The sequence below is a fragment of the uncultured Methanobrevibacter sp. genome (assembly GCF_902771435.1).
In the GTDB taxonomy this organism is placed as follows: domain Archaea; phylum Methanobacteriota; class Methanobacteria; order Methanobacteriales; family Methanobacteriaceae; genus Methanocatella.
The window spans coordinates 1-16,313 of the sequence record NZ_CACXXB010000021.1; the positions used below are offsets into that span (position 1 = coordinate 1).

At 36.5% G+C, this 16,313-nt stretch carries 18 protein-coding genes, 1 rRNA gene and 1 pseudogene; 12 read left to right on the forward strand and 8 right to left on the reverse strand.

The annotated features are described in order from the left end of the window. Positions 1–85, reverse strand: a 16S ribosomal RNA gene (locus QZU83_RS06845); the annotation flags it as partial. Positions 86–723: 638 nt separating this feature from the next. Between QZU83_RS06845 and mer the strand changes: the two are divergent. The 4 genes and pseudogenes from mer to QZU83_RS06865 all read left to right on the forward strand — a co-directional run bounded on the left by mer (position 724) and on the right by QZU83_RS06865 (position 4,680). Then, positions 724–1,639 (forward strand): annotated as a pseudogene (gene mer / locus QZU83_RS06850) (5,10-methylenetetrahydromethanopterin reductase). Positions 1,640–1,776: 137 nt separating this feature from the next. Next, positions 1,777–2,859: an archaeosine biosynthesis radical SAM protein RaSEA gene (locus tag QZU83_RS06855; RefSeq protein ID WP_295610743.1), complete on the forward strand. Its 1,083-nt coding sequence runs from the start codon at positions 1,777–1,779 to the stop codon at positions 2,857–2,859. A gap of 37 nt (positions 2,860–2,896) precedes the next feature. Beyond that, the gene (locus QZU83_RS06860; protein ID WP_295610745.1) at positions 2,897–3,379 is read left to right on the forward strand and encodes a DUF308 domain-containing protein; all 483 of its coding nucleotides are present in this window, start codon (positions 2,897–2,899) and stop codon (positions 3,377–3,379) included. A 23-nt stretch (positions 3,380–3,402) separates the two neighbouring features. Further along, a complete protein-coding gene (locus QZU83_RS06865; RefSeq protein WP_295610747.1) occupies positions 3,403–4,680 on the forward strand; it encodes an adenylyltransferase/cytidyltransferase family protein in 1,278 nt (425 codons plus the stop codon). Here QZU83_RS06865 and QZU83_RS06870 read toward each other — a convergent pair. From QZU83_RS06870 to QZU83_RS06895, 6 genes are read right to left on the reverse strand one after another with little or no spacing between them, the layout of a single operon-like run. Next, entirely contained in the window at positions 4,670–5,404 is a 735-nt protein-coding gene (locus tag QZU83_RS06870) for an NAD(P)-dependent oxidoreductase (RefSeq protein ID WP_295610749.1), read from the reverse strand. The genes QZU83_RS06865 and QZU83_RS06870 overlap by 11 nt on opposite strands. A 14-nt stretch (positions 5,405–5,418) precedes the next feature. Continuing rightward, entirely contained in the window at positions 5,419–6,279 is an 861-nt protein-coding gene (locus tag QZU83_RS06875; protein ID WP_295610751.1) for a DUF89 domain-containing protein, read from the reverse strand. Beyond that, on the reverse strand, positions 6,280–6,483 hold the full coding sequence (locus QZU83_RS06880) for a MoaD/ThiS family protein (RefSeq protein WP_295610752.1): 204 nt from the start codon (positions 6,481–6,483) through the stop codon (positions 6,280–6,282). 4 nt (positions 6,484–6,487) lie between these two features. Beyond that, positions 6,488–7,405, reverse strand: a complete 918-nt coding sequence (locus QZU83_RS06885; protein ID WP_295610754.1) for a TIGR00269 family protein — start codon at positions 7,403–7,405, stop codon at positions 6,488–6,490. 9 nt (positions 7,406–7,414) lie between these two features. Further along, on the reverse strand, positions 7,415–8,569 hold the full coding sequence (locus QZU83_RS06890) for a VWA domain-containing protein (RefSeq protein WP_295610756.1): 1,155 nt from the start codon (positions 8,567–8,569) through the stop codon (positions 7,415–7,417). Between the two features lies 1 nt (position 8,570). Further along, positions 8,571–9,425, reverse strand: a complete 855-nt coding sequence (locus QZU83_RS06895) for a MoxR family ATPase (RefSeq protein WP_295610758.1) — start codon at positions 9,423–9,425, stop codon at positions 8,571–8,573. Positions 9,426–9,554: 129 nt separating this feature from the next. Here QZU83_RS06895 and QZU83_RS06900 point away from each other — a divergent pair, with 129 nt between their 5' ends. Continuing rightward, positions 9,555–9,926, forward strand: coding sequence for a hypothetical protein (locus tag QZU83_RS06900; RefSeq protein WP_295610760.1), 372 nt, complete (start codon positions 9,555–9,557; stop codon positions 9,924–9,926). Positions 9,927–9,928: 2 nt separating this feature from the next. Here QZU83_RS06900 and QZU83_RS06905 read toward each other — a convergent pair whose 3' ends face one another. After that, a complete protein-coding gene (locus QZU83_RS06905; RefSeq protein WP_295610762.1) occupies positions 9,929–11,533 on the reverse strand; it encodes a dihydropteroate synthase-like protein in 1,605 nt (534 codons plus the stop codon). Between the two features lie 292 nt (positions 11,534–11,825). Here QZU83_RS06905 and QZU83_RS06910 point away from each other — a divergent pair, with 292 nt between their 5' ends. From QZU83_RS06910 to QZU83_RS06940, 7 genes are all read left to right on the forward strand, one after another. Beyond that, entirely contained in the window at positions 11,826–12,347 is a 522-nt protein-coding gene (locus tag QZU83_RS06910) for a pyruvate ferredoxin oxidoreductase subunit gamma (protein WP_295610763.1), read from the forward strand. A 13-nt stretch (positions 12,348–12,360) separates the two neighbouring features. Beyond that, the gene (porD, locus tag QZU83_RS06915) at positions 12,361–12,603 is read left to right on the forward strand and encodes a pyruvate synthase subunit PorD (protein WP_292752555.1); all 243 of its coding nucleotides are present in this window, start codon (positions 12,361–12,363) and stop codon (positions 12,601–12,603) included. A gap of 13 nt (positions 12,604–12,616) precedes the next feature. Further along, positions 12,617–13,762: a pyruvate synthase subunit PorA gene (gene porA, locus QZU83_RS06920; RefSeq protein ID WP_295610766.1), complete on the forward strand. Its 1,146-nt coding sequence runs from the start codon at positions 12,617–12,619 to the stop codon at positions 13,760–13,762. Positions 13,763–13,764: 2 nt separating this feature from the next. Further along, the gene (gene porB / locus QZU83_RS06925; RefSeq protein ID WP_295610768.1) at positions 13,765–14,631 is read left to right on the forward strand and encodes a pyruvate synthase subunit PorB; all 867 of its coding nucleotides are present in this window, start codon (positions 13,765–13,767) and stop codon (positions 14,629–14,631) included. An 11-nt stretch (positions 14,632–14,642) separates the two neighbouring features. Then, positions 14,643–15,143: a 4Fe-4S dicluster domain-containing protein gene (locus QZU83_RS06930; protein ID WP_295610769.1), complete on the forward strand. Its 501-nt coding sequence runs from the start codon at positions 14,643–14,645 to the stop codon at positions 15,141–15,143. A gap of 7 nt (positions 15,144–15,150) precedes the next feature. Then, a complete protein-coding gene (locus QZU83_RS06935) occupies positions 15,151–15,393 on the forward strand; it encodes a 4Fe-4S binding protein (RefSeq protein ID WP_295610771.1) in 243 nt (80 codons plus the stop codon). 71 nt (positions 15,394–15,464) lie between these two features. Further along, positions 15,465–16,307, forward strand: a complete 843-nt coding sequence (locus QZU83_RS06940) for a fumarate hydratase (protein ID WP_295610772.1) — start codon at positions 15,465–15,467, stop codon at positions 16,305–16,307. Positions 16,308–16,313 lie beyond the last annotated feature (6 nt).

Below are 16,313 nucleotides of genomic sequence, written 5' to 3' on the forward strand. Positions count from 1 at the left end.
CGTACGCCACGAGCCTAAACTCGTTCGACTTGCATGGCTTAATCGAATCCCAATAGCAGTAGCATCTGCCAGGATCAAACAGAATTGAACACATAACAGTACTATTTTTGAAGTACACTAAAAAAATATAGACGAGTGTAATACACTAATTAAATTTGATATAAAAGATTCTATAATCAAATTTCACCACATCTACAAAACTTACATCATACTTGAAGAAACTCAAGTACTCACAAAAAGCACATTCATGATATTAATAATTTAATTAATACGATAAACATGATAAATTATAGCTACATGCGGAAAAGCAGTCATCATAGTCAGAATTGTAAATACAATATGACTTAAACCAACGCCATAAAACACATAGCACATCTAATAGATAGACAAGTTTGAGTAACAAATTCAATTAAAAAACATTGCAAAATATAATGTAATCAAATAAAAATAGATATAAATGACATTTATTGAAAAATATACAATTATAATTTTTAATTACAAAAATAAACCCACATGTTAAGATAAATTAAAATAAATTTATTATGGAAAATCATAGAAGATCACCAAACATGCCAATATTACAAAAAATAAAATTTTTAATACTAGTTATTTTTTTATAACATATGGAAACACGAAACATGATTCATATTTAAAACTTTCTATCTAATTCAAATAAAAATTACTTTATATATTGCTAACTAAAATATTAATTGGTGATAAAATATGAAGTTCGGTATAGAATTCGTACCAAATCAACCTTTGGATGAAATTGTAAAATTAGTAAAATTAGCAGAAGACGTCGGTTTTGAATACGCATGGATCACAGACCACTACAACAATAAAAACGTATACGAAACCTTAGCATTACTTGCAGCTAACACTGAAACCATTAAAATGGGTCCTGGTGTAACCAACCCATACGTAAGAAGTCCTGCAATCTCTGCTTCTGCAATCGCAACCATTGACGAAATCTCAGAAGGAAGAGCAACCTTCGGTATTGGACCTGGTGACAAAGCTACTTTCGACGCTTTAGGAATCGAATGGACCAAACCTGTATCCACTATTAAAGCAGCAATCGCTGACATTAATACTTTATTAGCTGGAGACAAAACTGAAGGCGGAGCACAATTAGGCGGAGTAAAAGCTGTCCAAGAACACATCCCTATTTACATGGGTGCACAAGGTAATTAACGCATCCAACCCTAAAGATTACGACGCAGCTATGCCTATGATCAAAGCAGGTCTCGCAAAAGCTGGAGACAAAGAATTCGATGTTGGTGCATACACAGCAACCTCTATCGGACCAGACTCTGACGCAGCTAAAAACGCAGCTAAAATCGTAGTTGCATTTATTGCAGCAGGTTCCCCACCTCCAGTTATAGAAAGACACGGATTACCTGACGGATTCAACACCCAAATGGGTGAATTCTTAGCTAAAGGTGACTTCGGTGGAGCTATTGGTGCTGTAACCGATGAAGCACTCGACGCATTCTCCGTATGTGGTACTCCTGATGAGTTCATTCCAAAAATTGAAGGCTTAGCTGAAATGGGTGTAACTCAATACGTAGCAGGTTCCCCTGTTGGTAAAAACGTAGAAGAATCCATTAAATTATTAGGAGACGTAATTGCAAGTTTCTAAACTTGCTTACTCTTTCTTTTTTTATTTTTTTAAACCCTTATACACAACTTATCAACATACTATTTTTCAACAACAATTTTAATTATAAAAAAATCCTAATTATATAATATTATAATTATATTATTGCAGGTATTATAATGGAAATCGAAAATTTAACAAAAGACATTAGACAAAGAGCATTTGATCGAAAAGACCCGAAAACCCCCGAACAGGTGGGAGCCAGCTGGTATAATGATGATTTGACTTACGATGGCGTTGCCAAAACATTATTTATAATACTACCCACTCCCGGCTGTGCATGGGCACTCGGAGACAGTGGAGGATGCACCATGTGCAGTTATGTTTCTGACTGTACATTAGAACCAATCGATACTGAAACAATTTTAAGAATTTTTAATGAACACCTCCAAAGACATCCCATATCCGAAGAGGATAAAATTTCTGTGAAACTGTTTGCATCAGGAAGTTTCCTAAATCCATATGAACTTCCGAAGGATGCACGTGATGAAATCCTAAGGACATTGATGGAATTGGGCAACGTTACCGAAATAATCGTTGAGTCCAGACCCGAATATGTCAAAGAGGAAGTTTTGGATGAAATTTTTGAAATAATTGGAGACACATTATTCGAAGTGAGTATCGGTCTTGAAACATCCAATGATTATACCCGCCTTAAAAAGATCAACAAGGGATTTACACGTCAGGACTTTGAAGATGCAGTCAGATTGATGCAAAACTTAAAAGAAAATAAAGGATATAATCTGAAATCAAAAGCATATATCTTCGTTAAACCTATTCTAGTGTCTGAATCACAAGCAATCACAGAAGCCATAGAAACCGCAAGATACTGTGATTCAATTGGAGTAAGCAGACTTTCATTTTGCCCTGCAACAATACACAGCGGAACAGTTATCGAGCGCTTTTGGAGAAAGGGAGCATATCAGCCGCCATGGATCTGGTCATGTATTGAAATAATAAATACAGTCAGAGATGAGCTTGACATACCTGCACTTATGGACACATCAGGTTTCGGTTCAAGACGTGGCCCGTACAATTGTAAAAAATGCAACAAAGATTTGAAACATATGATTATAGCCAACAATCTAACCCAAAGCAAAATAGAATATGAATGCGAATGCAAAAACGAATGGTTGGCTGAAGTCAACAATTCAGACATGAATAACTCTACCGTTGAGATAAAACATATTCCATTATATTGAAATATTAAAAAATATTAATTAGTATTAGGAGGAAAAAATGAAAACTAAATTTATTAGCATACTTGCCATAATTTTTGGATTGATAATTATCATATTTCCAGTAATGGGACTCATTAAAACAGGTGCATTAATCGGTTTGTCATTATTATTAATATCAATTTATCTGCTTGTTGTTGGAGTTGCAATAATTGACTATAATAAAAGTGGAGCAATATTGGATTTGATTTTGGGAGTCGTGTTGCTTATACTGAGTATCTGTTTAATATTCAATGTTGCCATAATCGGAGTTTTAGCACAGATAACATTTTATCTTGCAGGAATAACATTGATTGTTGTCGGACTTGTTTCCCTTGTAAATAATCGCCAGTCCAGATATGGATTTTATATTGGAATAGCAGGTATCGTACTAGGTTTACTGTATATTATTATTGGAACTTACGTTGCAGATCCGATTATTCTCGGAACATTAATCGGATTATGGTTAATTATTAGTGGTATTTTAAAATTAATGGATGGTTAAACTATCCTTAATTTCTTTTTTTGGTGTTTATCTTGATTGGAATTAGCGCAGATTTTGACCCCGTTCATAAAGGTCATGCAAAATTAATCAGCGAAGCTCGCAAACTTGCTGATAAGGAAGATAAAAAATTAGTGGTATATCTAAATAAAGGTTTCAGTGCAAATCACGCCCCTTTTTTTGTGAATTTTGAAGCCCGCCGTGAAATGGCACTGGCTCTGGGAGCAGACGATGTAAAATCATTTGAAGGACTTCACCACAGATTAGTCCTGTCATACAGCGTTCCAATCAGACTAAAACAGATGATAGATGACGGAGTAACAGATTATATAACTTCCGCAAGCATTTCACTTGATGAAATCAGAAAAAAAGCACAGCCGTTCATTGATGAAGGAAACTTTGTGGGGATGCCGAAATCATACACAAACAGGAATGAAATCAGATGGTATGCCATAAATGAATTTCTCGGGTCCAAACTTGACTATCATGTCGTGAAGGAATTCAATAAGGACAAATATTCCGGCAGACTAATCAGACAGTCAATAATTGACAATGACATGATAATCACTGACGAGATTGCAGAATTGCTTCCGGAAACCACTGTTGAAATCCTGCAGCGCGAAATTGATGCCGGCAGAGTCCCTGGAGAGAGAAACTGGAGTGACATTTACAAAAGAATGAATACGTACTCCAGGGGAAACCTTGAAAAAATAGCTTATCTCAATGGAAATACAATTAATGAAATAATCAAAAGAAGGGTTTACAGAGACCCCGAATCAATTTGGGCCGTCTTTAGAAGATCAGATTACGGACCGGTAATGACAAGACTTGCCATCAGTGCAATTGAAATGGAAGTCACCAAAAAAGAGGTCATGGATTTGATGAAAAGCTACGAATCCCAGGGGGTCATACCGGATAATCAGAAGGTCCAAAGGGTTATTGACAGGGCATGGTATGTTGCAAGCGAAGGCGAAAAGGGCGTGAGTGCCCGCCAGGCAAATGAAAAATTCAGGAGCCAAAACATCAATGTAGATGCGCCTTTGAGATTGGAAGCCGGCCTTAATTTAACCAAATTCGAAACAAAGATTACAAAAGAGGGAATAGCTACCGATTTATATGTCGATAAAAACGGCAAAATTTCTGTTCAGTTTAAAAGTGAAGGCAAAAAGATCAAAACAAACCTAAGGCTTCCGGCGGTTGAAGTCACTTACTTAAGATATATTATGGATTCTCATTTTATTCCAGTTACCGGCAGCATAAAAAAAGCTAAAAAGGGTTTTAAGGTTGAAGTGGTTATCGGTTGAGTTTTTCAAGTGCCGCCCTGACCATTATCAAATCGCAATCTCTGAAGCAGTTAATTATTTCTTCCAGTTCCTCACATTTTCTTTGGGAATTTGCCAGTGTATTGTCAATTCTTGAAAGGGATTTTTGAGTGAAATCTTCCCCTTCTGTTAATGTCAGTATGTCAAAGAATTCCTCTTCCAGACCATGTTTTTGGGCGATTTCACTTGATTCAATCAAAAGTGCTGAAAGGGTTTTTGTATAGCTGCTTCTAAGCATCTTTAAAGTGGCTACATCGCCGACGTTACTGCTTATTTTTTTTGTTTTGATGAAATCATTTAAAAATAGTAAATCGTCGGCATTTTCACCGGAAATGTATAAGATAGGATTGTCTGAATCTATTTTGCCGATGATTGCCCCATCTACCAGATTATCAATGTGAGAGCTTATTTCATTAGTGGTATCCGGAGAAATATTATTCAAATCCAAATAAATTCCCCTGCAATACTTGCCGTATTTTCTGGCAACGTCCAAAGCTGACTTAGGGGATGTTGCCGAAATCAGAATATCAGATGCGGCTGCAACTTCCTTTATGGATTCAAAAACCTCAATGCCGGACTCATTAATGCTTTCAATAGTCTTTTCCGACCTCTGCTCGGGCGAAGTGATGCATACAATATCTTCAGAATCCAATAAATTGAAAAGAATTTTGGAAACCTTTCCAAAACCTATAAAACCTATTATCATAAAATCACAGCTAATTATTTTTTGAAAAGAAGCATGTCATGTAAATTAACACCGATATCCCATGAAATTGTATTGCATTTTGCACACAACATAAAGTAGATATCCTTATCTGATAAATCAATTTCTGTTAGCCCCTCATAATTGCCCATGCCTTTTGAGATTATGAATTTATGACTGTTGAATATCTCCCTAAATTCATCTGAGATTTCGCTGTCAACGTAACCCACAGTTCCGGCACCGATTTCAACAATTTCTCCGAATTCATCCAAACCTGCATCCAATGCTTCCTTCATGCATGCGTCATTTAATATAGGCTCCGATTTAACTGCTATTGTAATGGCTAAGCCATATTCCTTTATTTTTCCAAGCAATAGCTTATCAAATACTATCTCGCCGGTGTTGTCCACCAGATACAGTACCTTATCCTGGGTTTTAAGGGAATTTTCAAATTCATCGATGTCCTTGACAGCCAAATCCTTTTTGAGGGAATCCTTTATTACGCTTTCAATATCATCATCCAGAGTAAATGCTCCGAAATCAAGAATATTGCCTATGATAGCTATTTTCACATAATTTTCTAAGCTGTCATCCTCATCCAATATCTTTTTAACATCATCCAAATATTTCAGGGCCAGCCTGTTGCTTTCTATTTTTTCCGCATAATATGGATCTGCACAGCCTGTCTTTTGCTTGATTAATGCATGCATTGCAGAACCTGTACTGTTCGAATTGGTTCCCGGGGTAAAATTTTCAGAAAGAAACTTGAAAATATCTCCTATGACTTCCATTTTAAGCGCTTCATCATCTGTTGATAAATCCAGTGCTTCCCTAGCCTGTCTTAAAAAACATGGCCCGCATTCATAACTTATTTTCACTTAACCACCATAAATAATTTGAACTAATTGTATCTCATCACCATCTTCAATTACCGTATCTTCAATGACAAGTTCGCCGTTTTGCTTGGATACGATTGTTTGAGCGGACAGTTCCAAATCATCAAGTAAATCTTTAATGGAGTAATTTTCATCAGGAATTTCTCTTTCTTCATTTATCTGTTTGTATTTCAAAGTAAATTTCATGTTATCACAATCCTAATTCTTCCAAAAAGGAACATGCCTTACATAATTCATTTGAGGCAGGTTCGCCGCATCTTCTGCATCTTCCATGTGAATAATCCTTTTTAAGTTCATTTTTCAGTATGTTTTTTATTTTATCATATCCTCTTAATGTTGAATATTTGATTGTAGGGTGTTTTTCGGCAAGCTGGTTGATGGCTTCTGAAACCTCTCCCCTGAATGACTGCATTGCATACGGACAGCTGTCAAAGTGAACTTCCAATTCCTTTGCAACGACGTAAAGGCCTATTTCACGTTCGGGAATTTCTCTTAATGGCTTGATTTTGGTTGTGAACTCTTCTGCCTTTGATTCTGATTTAGGACCCAATTTGGTCAAATTGTCAGTGTTTCCCTCAAGATAGTTCATCATGATTCCCTGCACTTCATCATCAAGATTGTGTCCTGTTGCAATTTTGGTGGCTTTCATTTCACGTGCCGCTTTGTTGATGATTGTTCTTCGAAACACGCCGCAGTATGTGCAGGAGCCTTTATGATTTTCCCTTTGCATGATTTCATCTAAAGTAATTCCGTATTCCTCCTTGAGTGAAACCACCCTATGCTCGATGCCCAATCTTTCGGCATGGCGAATAGCTATATCAACTCCGTCCTGCCTGTAGTTGGCTATTCCCTCGTCTACAGTTACGGCACATATGTCTATAATGTTGCGTTGCCTGAAACTGTCCAATATTTCCAATGTGGTTACGCTGTCCTTTCCGCCTGAAAGCGCAACCAGAACCTTATCGCCTTTATCAAGTAACTTTTCCTTTTTGATTGTTCTGATGGCTTTCTTTTCTATTGATTCTATAAAACAGTCCTTGCACAATATCTGGCCGGATTGCTCTCTTTTATAAATTACTTTAGGATTACCACATTTACTGCATTGCATATTTACTACCTACATCTGTTCTACAAATTGCGCTAATTGATTAAGGGTATTAACTTCAAATACCTGTGCTCCAGCCTCCCTATACAACGAAACACAGCTGTCCACAACATCCCATTTGTTCCTGTCTTCAGGATTCAATATGATTACCTTTTTAGCGTCCCTCACCATTTCTTCAACTACTTCCACGCTGGCAGGGACTCCTTTTACCTTAGGTCCGGCCCAGTCTCTGCAGTCAGACAGAATAATTACGTATGACTTGTTGTTTATATGGGCCATGTTCTGGAACTTTGTAAATGCGGAATACATGTCTGAAGTTCCGTGAACCATCATATTCTTTATCCGCATGTCCTTGACTTTAATGAATGAATCTATGAGATATTCCTCTTTTAGGGCCTGTGTGGTTTCAATTACCTTATTGTCAAATTCGAAAGTTCTTGATTTTTTAAATGCTGTCTGGGCTGAAAACATTAACATGAAAAACCAGCTGCTGATCCATTCGCATGATCCGCTTATGTCATTCAGAAACAGGTGTTCGTTCTTGTGCGGCCTTGGCTTTGCCCTTACAAGCTCCAGAGGGACTCCACCGTATTTCATGTTTGCACGGATGGTTCTTCTCATGTCTATTTTATTTGAGCTTGATTTGACTTTTCTTCTGGAACGTTTATTGGCTATTCTTTTTCCAAGTCTCTGACATATTTCAAGCATTCTCGGATCAAACCTGTTCAATTTGGTCAAATCCTTGTTCATCAATTCGCCGTCCCTTTCAAGCTTCTTAACTTCCTCCAAAAGGGGCTGACCTGACAACATTTTTAACTTTTCGTTGTTGATTTTTTCTTTTCTGACCTTTTGATAGGCATTGTTCTGTTTTTTAATAATATACTTATTGGATTTTGGACCTTTTCCCCTGTAAGCAGTTCCCTTATTTAGCTCTTGGGCTTTTTTAGGTTCCATTTCAATTTTGAATATCTTTTCAAAAACCTTATTGAATTTAGGAATGTCATACTTGTCTTTTACATAAACTGCCATTAATGCAGTTTTTAAAAGCTGCCTGTCTGCTTCGCCCAAATCCATGTGAATTTTAACAGCCGCCTGAGTGCTTCGTATGCTTACCGGCAGACCTTCCTGCCTTAGCTGGGCCGATAAATTTGCAATTTTATTTATCATATTATCTTTTGCTTAAAACATCCTTGACGACTCTTTTTTTATCACTTTCATTTTTGATGGCAACACCAATACTGTTTTCAAGTGATTCATCCATGTTTTTGGTTCCGAGATTGGTGACTGAACGAACCCAGTCTATGGTTCCCCTTACGGAAGGCTTTTTCATGAGATTGAGATTACGTATATCATGAACCAGCTTGACAACAGTTGAAACAACTTCCTCATCGGCTTCAGGTATCCTTGATTTGACAATTTCAATTTCCCTTTCAACTGACGGGTATGGAATATATAAAAACAAGCATCTGTCCTTGGTTTCATCAAGCAATGACCTTTGTGAGTTTGAAGTTAAAATAACAATCAAATCGTTCTGAAGTTGGAATGTCCCCAAATCGTTGATGGTGATTTCCTTCTCTCCCAATGCCTGAAGCAGGAAACTTTCAACCTCTTCGTCAGCCTTATCAATTTCATCTATTAAAAGTACAGAATTGTTTTCATTTAAAAATGCATTAAGCAAAGGCCTTCTTATGAAAAATTCTTCGGCAAAAATTTTGCTTTCATTATTTGAATCGTTTTTTGCAGCTTCAAGATGCAGCAACTGCTTTTGATAATTCCATTCACCGACGATCTGTTCAAATGTTATTCCTTCATAACACTGTATCCTGAAGAAGTCTCTTTCAAATGATTTGGCGATTACCTTTGCAAGTTCTGTTTTTCCGACACCGGGAGGCCCTTCAATAAGCATTGGCCTTCCCAGAAACAGTGACAGATATACTGTTGTTGATATCTCATTATTTGAAACATATTCTGCATTTAAAAGTAATTTGTCAATGTCCTTAATAGTAATATTTTCAGTTTGCAAGTTTTTAACCTTCCATATAATCCATTATTAAAATAAATATATCGTGAAATAATATAAGTTTTATGTAGTATAATTAAATATATATTAACTATTAATTAAAATATACTATATTGAAGGAGGAAAAAATTCATGGATAGAGACAATGCGATAATTATAATATTACTAATCATTATTGTTCTTTCTATTGGAGCATACATTGTTGTAACTGGTGTTGGACTTTCATTCAATAAAAGTAATGATGTGACAAACGTTACACCTTCAAACCATACAACCATAAATTCAACTAACAGTTCAGTTCGCGATACTGGAGCAGTCGCACCTGGAACAGACACAAGCAGCAGCGACGGCAGCGGTGTTAGTGATAGTGGCAATGGTGGAGCCAGTGACCAAAGTACGCAATCCACAAGTCAGGACACAGCTTCTGATAGTAATGTTGAATCAGGATCAGACTCTCAAGCCGGACAGGATGAAAGCGCTGTTGACAGCGGAGATTTTGATTAGAACTAATTTTTAAATTCATCAGGATTTTTGAACAATTCAAAATCCTGAACATATTCTTTTCCGGTAATCATGGCAATTTCTGCCTTTTGAAGTTCAGAACCCAAATAGGCAGCATGTTCCATTCTGGATACCAAATCTTTTATTATTATTTCTTCATATACTTCTTTTGCAGACTGACCTACTATAACCAGATCCGCTTTGTTTTTCTTGAAATGAGTGGCAATGATTCTGCTGTCCTTTACAGTGGTTCCATAATCAACGTTGATTCTGAAACTTCCGGCCTTATCCCTGATGAACTTCAACGGTTTTTCACGTCTGGTTTCAGGAACGCCGTCCAATTCATTTTCAATGATGTCATTTCTTTTATGCTTATCCTTAAAGGCAACAAGATTGATTCCCAAATCCTTCGGAATTGATTTTCTATGCTTTGCCAAAAACATCATTTTGGATGCAGTGGACAACTCATAAACGCTTCCCCTTGTTTTACCGCTCTCTTCAGGAGTGAATAATATACTTACGCCAAGTTCCATACCGATTCCCGCCAGAAGAACATTTACTCCCCCTGAATCGGCATCCATAAGCTCGGTGACATTACCTACACCAAAAAACATCGGCGCAGGGTTTTGCTTGTGGAATTCATGGCATGCGATGATTGACTCGACAATGCTTGAACTGTTTACAGGGTCCAAAATCAAATCCGCAACATATTTCAATCCTTCCGTATCCTTTATCAGCTGATGCATTGATTCAACTCTTTCGGCCGGAGATTTAGGTGATTTGCCTTGGGAAAAATTGGTTGGAAGCAAAACCGCAGGAATGTTCTTTTCAATCAGAATGTCCTTAACTTCGGAATTGTTACCCAAGTCCAAACTTAAAACAAAATCAATTCCGCATTCGGCAGCAACTTCAATTTCTTTGGCGTTCAATGTATCTATGCTCAATGGCCTGTCGCCAACAATAGGCCTTAATGTTTCAATCAGTTCAGGAATCTTGTCCGAGAAGTCCTCACCTGCCGCCATACCTATATCAATCATGTCGGCACCGGAATCAACGAAATACTGGCATTTGTTAATCAATGCCTCCTTTGACAGGAAAGGGGCATTTGCAATTTCCGAAAGGACTCTCATTGGGAAATCTTCACCTACAGGGAGATTTCTAATTAAAATATTATTTGGCTTTTCAAGAAGTTTTTCTATATTTTCCTTATCGTTTTCAAATTCTTCTATGAATTTGAATGCTTCTTTGCGTTTTTCTTCCTCAATTAATTTATCTGCAGGCTTATCTTCTGATAGATCAATATTTCCAACCAAATTAAGAACCATTGCAAGGTCTGCACCATCTGTGGACCCCTTAAAAGTTGGAATTCCCAGTTCTTTTGTAATTTCTTTGGTGCCCTTTTTGATTAAGCCAGGAACCAGAATCATGTCAATTTCATCAAGTTGATTAGAAAAACAATTTTTGATTTCCTTAATAATTTGTCTAGGCGTTAAGAATGCAGCCACCTGAGTATTGTCGGCAATGTGAACAATAACATCATCTTTTACATCTGCAACCACTTCTTTTATTAAAGGATAAGCCAATTCCCCTGTAATTATTAGAACTTTCATAAAACTTCCCAACCAAATTTTTTACAATATTATTATATTAATGTCAATATTATTTAATCTTTTGAAAAATATTATTTGCTTAAAAATTGTTATTTTATTAAAAAAGTGATGTAAAAACTGTATAAAAAAATAAATAAAATGTTGAAAGAGTTATTAGAAAAATAAAGAAAAAATAAAAGATTAAAACAAAAAACTTTAAACAAAATAATTCAAAAATAAAAATTTAACATAAAATTTATATATTTTGTAATTTATAATGATTATACATGATAAATATATGGAGGAAAAATTAATGATCGAAATTCGTTTTCATGGAAGAGGCGGACAAGGTGCTGTAACAGCTGCTGAAATCTTAGCAAAAGCAGCATTCAAAGACGGCAATTATTCCCAAGCTTTTCCATTTTTTGGAGTTGAACGTAGAGGAGCTCCGGTTATGGCTTTCACAAGAATTGATGATAAGCCAATTGACTTAAGATATCAAGTATATAATCCAGACTACGTATTAGTGTTAGATGACGGATTATTGAATGTAGTAGATGTATTTTCAGGAATCAAAGACAATACTGAAGTGACAATCAACACCACTGACTTTGAAGGCAGTGGAGAACATGAAGTCTACAGTATTGACGCTACTGGAATTGCATTAGACATGTTAGGCAGAAACATTGTAAATACTATTATTTTAGGATATTTCGCTAAGAAAACCCAAGCGGTAAGTATTGATTCACTTTTAGAAGTGATTAAGGAAACATTCCCTGGTAAAATCGGAGAGCTAAATGTAGAAGCTACTAAAAAAGCTTATGATATGGGATAAGAGGGTGAATATTATGGTAAGTATAGGATGTGTAATTAAAACCCCAGGTAATAGTAGAAATAACAAAACTGGAAGCTGGAGAACATTTAAACCTATTTTAGATAAAGAAAAATGTATTGATTGCGACAATTGCATAATATTTTGTCCAGATTCCAGCGTAAACAAACAACACGATATAGATTACGATTACTGTAAAGGATGCGGAATTTGTGCAAACGAATGTCCTTCCGATGCAATCGAAATGGTAAAAGAATAAAGAGAGTGATTAAATGGTAAAAGAAGTAATGACCTCAAATAAAGCAGTTGCAGAAGCTGTAAGATTAGCTAAACCACAAGTTATTCCTGTTTATCCAATTACTCCACAAACTACAATTTCTGAATACTTAGCACAATACGTTGCTGATGAAAAAATTGATGCTAAATATGTTAAAGTAGAATCTGAACACAGTGCTATCAGTGCTGCTGTTGGAGCTAGTGGTGCTGGAGTAAGAGTATTTACAGCAACATCTTCACAAGGATTAATGTTAATGCATGAAATTTTATATGCTGCAGCAGGTATGAGGGTGCCTATTGTTTTAGCAGACGCCAACAGAGCAATTTCTGCACCATTAAACATTTGGAACGATCAACAAGATTCAATTGCACAAAGAGATGCAGGATGGTTGCAAATTTATGTTGAAAATGCACAGGAAGCATTAGATACAACTTTAATGGCATATAAAGTTTCTGAAAATCCAGACATTTTACTTCCATCAATGGTATGTTTGGACGGATTTATTTTAACCCACACAGTAGAACCTGTTGAAATTCCAGATCAAGAAAGTGTAGACAAGTTTTTACCTCCATATGTACCAGAACATGCATTTCTTGATCCAAACGAACCAATGTCAATCGGTAACTTCGCAGATCCGAATTACTACACAGAAGCAAGACATGACATGGATGTTGCAATGACAAAATCCATGGAAGTAATCCAAAAAACATGCGATGAATTTGCAGAAATCTTTGGAAGAAAATATGGTCTTGTTGAACCGTACAAAACCGAAGATGCCGACATAATATTTGTTGCAATGGGTTCACTATGCAGTACACTCAGAGTAATGGTAGACCAATTAAGAGAAAAAGGTGAAAAAGTAGGTTTACTTAAAATCAGAGCTTACAGACCATTCCCTACCGAAGCCATTAACGAAGCTGTTAAAAACTGTGAAAAAATAGCTGTTATTGATAAAAACTTCTCATTTGGAATTGGTGGAGCACTTTATGCTGATATGAAAGTAAAAATTGATAAAGAAATTTACGGATTTATTGCAGGTTTAGGTGGAAGAGACATTACACCTGAAGCAATCCTGGAAGCATACGAAAAAACCAAAGCGCCAGAAAACGACGTCACCTGGATTGGACTTAAGGAGGAATAGATATGGATATACCTGATAAAGATTTATTAGCACCGGGACACAGAGGCTGTGCCGGATGTGGAGCATCAATTGCTGTTAAATTAGCTCTTAATGCTTTAGGCAAAAACACTGTAGCTATTTCTGCTACCGGTTGTCTTGAAGTAATGACTACACCATACCCGGAAACTTCATGGGAAGTTCCATTCATACATGTAGCATTTGAAAACTCAGGTGCTGTAGCATCCGGTGTAGAAAGCGCATTAAGAATTCAAGGAAAGGATGATGTTAATGTTGTTGCTTTCGGTGGTGACGGAGGAACTGTAGATATCGGTTTACAATCATTATCTGGAGCTATGGAAAGAGGACACAACATGCTCTACATTTGTTACGACAATGAAGCATACATGAACACAGGTATTCAAAGAAGTGGAGCTACTCCATACGGTGCAAGTACCACAACTTCACCTAAAGGAACCGCAAGTTTCGGAGAAGACAAACCTAAGAAAAACATGCCTATGATTATGGCAGCTCACGGAATTCCATATGTGGCTACCGCATCAATTGCATATCCTGAAGACTATGTCAAAAAAGTGAAAAAAGCTGCAGAAACCAAAGGACCTGCATACATTCACTTGCAACAACCATGTACAACTGGTTGGGGATTCCCTTCAGAAAAAACAATTGAAATGGGCAGATTAGCTGTTGAAACCGGTTCATGGATTTTGTATGAAATCGACCATGGTAACTTCGAAATTACTTTCAGGCCTGAAGAAAGAAGACCTGTAAAAGATTATCTGTCAACACAAAAAAGATTCAAACACTTAGATGAAGAACACATTGAAAAAATCCAAAAATATGTCGATGCAGAGTGTAAAGAATTAGGATTATAAGGAGGAAAACAATGGAAAGTATTGTTGTAAATAGCAGTTTATGTGATGGATGCCTCAACTGTGAAAGCATGTGTGCATCAGTCCATAATGCTAATAGAATAAAAATAATAGAACATGACTCTTCCTTTTATTCCATTGTATGTCAACATTGTGAAAGTGCACCATGTATAAAAATCTGTCCGACAGAAGCGATTACCGATGAAGGTGTCGATACCGAGAAATGTATCGGCTGCGGATTATGTGTAATGGTTTGTCCGTTTGGTGCAATGACTTTCCAATCAAAAGTCGCTGAAAAATGTGACCTCTGTGCTGATAGAGAAGAAGGACCTGCATGTATAAAAGCATGTACCAAAAGAGCTATTACTGTTGCTGATCCTGAAAAAATCAGAGCCAAAAACCAAGAAAAATTCTTGGCTAAAATGGCAGGATTATATGAACCTGACAGTAAAAAAGGCGGAATTGTCCATGTTTTAACAAGTCAAGCAAGAGCAAGACTTGTTTTAGACGAATAAAAAAATTATGTTTAATACAGGAAATTGTACAAATTGTACAACCTGCGGAAGTTGTCAACAAACACCAAATGTTGACACTCCAACTTTATTTTGTATGAACTGCCAACCATCAGATGCGCCATGTATGAAAGTCTGCAAGAATAATGCATTCAAGATACTTGGAGGGGCGATTACCCTCGATTATTCAAAATGCGATAAATGTCTTGACTGCATTGATGTCTGCCCTATCGGAATTATTGAAATTCACTGACTATTTTTAAAAATATTTATTATATTTCAAAATCATAATAATAATTAATTAAATTTGAAAAGGTTATTATTTTGATTACTAAAGAAACTATTAGAGATACTGTTTATGAGCTTTACAAGCAGGCCGTCATTGTTCTTGGTGATGATGTAAAAAAATCACTTGAAGACGCTCTTAAAATAGAAGAACATGAGCTGGCAATCTTAAATATTGAAGCTATATTAAAAAATATTGAACTTGCTGAAGAAAAAGGCATTCCAATGTGCCAAGATACAGGTTTGCCTGTTGTTTTTGTAAAATTAGGCAATGTTGAAGTTGAAAATTTAAGAGAAGGCATTGAAGAGGGAATTGAAAAGGCCACAAAAGAAATTCCAATCAGACCAAACATTGTTGATCCGCTAACCCGTGAAAATACAAACATCAATATCGGAGAATACATCCCTCCAATTGACATAGAACTGATTGACGAAGATTATCTTGAAATAACCATCCTGCCTAAAGGATTTGGTTCCGAGAACAATAACGCCATGAAAATGGCCTTACCCGCTGAAGGGATTGAAGGAATTAAGGAATTTGTTGTCGAATCCGTTCTAAAAGCAAAAGGAAAACCATGCCCTCCGACTGTAATCGGCGTTGGAATCGGTGGAACATCAGACTTATGTTTAAAACTGGGTAAAAAAGCTTTGCTTGGAAAGGTTGGTGAAAGAAATCCAGATCCTCAATTGGCCAAACTAGAAGAAGAAATTTTAGCTGAAATCAATGCATCAGGCATCGGTCCGATGGGACTTGGCGGAAAAACAACTGCCCTTGATGTTAAAATTCTAAAAGCACATACCCATACTGCAGGTCTCCCTATTGGCGTTTGTGTCCAATGCTGGGCAGACAGGCATGCAACAACAAAAATATATGATAACTGATTTTTT